Raw genomic sequence first — 1,670 nt, 5'->3', positions numbered from 1 at the left:
CGACGCCTGGGACTGGGCTGAGGGACCACCTGCTGAGGTTCCGCCGCTTCCCGTTGGGGCAGATTTCGTTGCCCGGAGATGCGTCCACCGACATCTTCTGCCGTTCGATGAGTCGTCAGTAGGTTCTGCCGATGGGGGACCACGAGCGGGCGCCGACGACAGACGCGCCCGCCTCCGCTCGTCCCGCCTCGTCGACGGAGGTCGCCCCGGCGGTGGGCGGCCCGTCGCTTGGACTGTTCGCCGCTGCCGGTCGTGTCGGAGGTCCACGGCAGCTTGCCGCGCTCCAGCGGATGGCGGGCAATCATGCGACGTCGGTCGCCGTCCAGCGTGCTGCCACGGTCCAGCGTCACAAGGACAACGAGAAGCCCCTGGCCGACATCCAGGGGTTCGCCATGCCGCAGCTGCTCGCCGCTCTCGCGACCCTCGAACCAGCCGCCGCACGGACCGACAAGGTGGCCGGCGCATTCGTCGGCGGCCCGCGGCTGGTGGCGGCGATGAACGCGGTCACGATGAAGGGCGACTGGAAGGCCTACGCGTCAGCGACGGCCGCTGAGCTCGGATCGCTGCCGATCGATCAGATCACCGACATCATGAAGTACGTCGGAGCACCGAAGGACGCGAAGACCTTCGAACGCGGCGACTTCGACGGTCGGTTCGACGCGTTCGTCGAACCGACGACAGGACTCATCTCGTTGATCTTCAAGGCCAAGGTCGTGCCGGGCGGTGATCCGCCGCCGAAGCCGAAGGAGATCGAGACGTTCAAGGCCCAGTTCAAGTCGATCGTGGAATCGACGTGGTCGGGCAAGGGCACCGTCAAGCCGGCCTACTCGGCCGGGCTCAAGGTGCCGTCATTCAAGACCCAGGTCACCGTCTTGTGGGTCGACGGCGGCGAGCACCTGCCGATCGACCTCAAGAACACCACCTACGAGTCCGGGGAGATCAGCACCGACCTGAAGACGGGTGAGCGCCGCGGTGGCATGGCTCCCGATGCGGGAGAGGTGAAGAAGCGGGAGCAGTACCAGGGTCAGCCGCGGGACCCGGTCACGGGGAAGATCACTCCGTTGGTCTCCGAGCAGGCCACCGCCGCCCACGAGTTCGGTCACGCGATCGGCGTCGACCACGTCGCCCACGGCAAGCGCACCGAGTACGGCGAGACCCAGCAGGAGTGGGACGACGTCATGGGCGGCGGCATGAAGGTGCAGGTCGTCAAGGACAAGGCCGGCAAGGTGCTGCACGACGACTTCAAGCCGTTCGAGCGGATCGGGGAGCGTTGGGGCAAGGACTTCTTCCCGGGCGCCCTGCAGGCCAAGAACGTGTGGTCGGCCGGCTGAGGCGGTGGCGAAGCACGAGGCGTCACGGCCTGCGACGGACTGACGTCGGCCGTTGTCGGCTGTTCGAACGTCACCCGTACCGGGACCCCGTGGCCGGCCGCCCCTCGATCGGTCGGAGCGTGCTCGGATCGCACCAGTCGGTGGTGATGCGCCCCACGGGGTCGATCCAGGTCACGAGGGCCTGCCAGCCGTTCGACGTCGGCCTCCACAGCAGGACCAGGCCAGGCATCTCGACCGGCACGAAGGCCGGCCGGACCCACACGTGCCGGACGCCTGACATCCCCCAAGAATAGAACATGTGTTCGAGTTGGGTCGGGGTGGTCCGGGACCCGGCGGCGA

General features: G+C 67.8%; 2 protein-coding genes. One reads left to right on the top strand and one right to left on the bottom strand.

Features of this window, described 5'->3' with window-relative positions; all coding sequences use genetic code 11:
• Positions 1 to 290: 290 nt before the first annotated feature.
• Complete coding sequence (locus ACOADB_RS08655; RefSeq protein ID WP_378597554.1) at positions 291 to 1,331, top strand: hypothetical protein; 1,041 nt, start codon at positions 291 to 293, stop codon at positions 1,329 to 1,331.
• A gap of 70 nt (positions 1,332 to 1,401) precedes the next feature.
• On the opposite strand, the gene ACOADB_RS08650 is transcribed toward ACOADB_RS08655, so the two are convergent.
• Positions 1,402 to 1,670, bottom strand: a 269-nt coding sequence (locus tag ACOADB_RS08650; protein ID WP_378597553.1) for a hypothetical protein, incomplete at its 5' end; no start/stop codon positions are given.

This window comes from Nocardioides sp. CPCC 206348, assembly GCF_048654705.1.
Classification (GTDB): Bacteria; Actinomycetota; Actinomycetes; order Propionibacteriales; family Nocardioidaceae; genus Nocardioides.
The sequence above is the reverse complement of the archived record's forward strand: the minus strand, read 5'-3'. Positions and strand labels throughout refer to the sequence as shown.

Bases quoted from the DNA above. Each gene is read 5' to 3' on its own strand.
- ACOADB_RS08655 (WP_378597554.1), top strand. From the start codon at position 291: ATGGCGGGCAATCATGCGACGTCGGTCGCCGTCCAGCGTGCTGCCACG.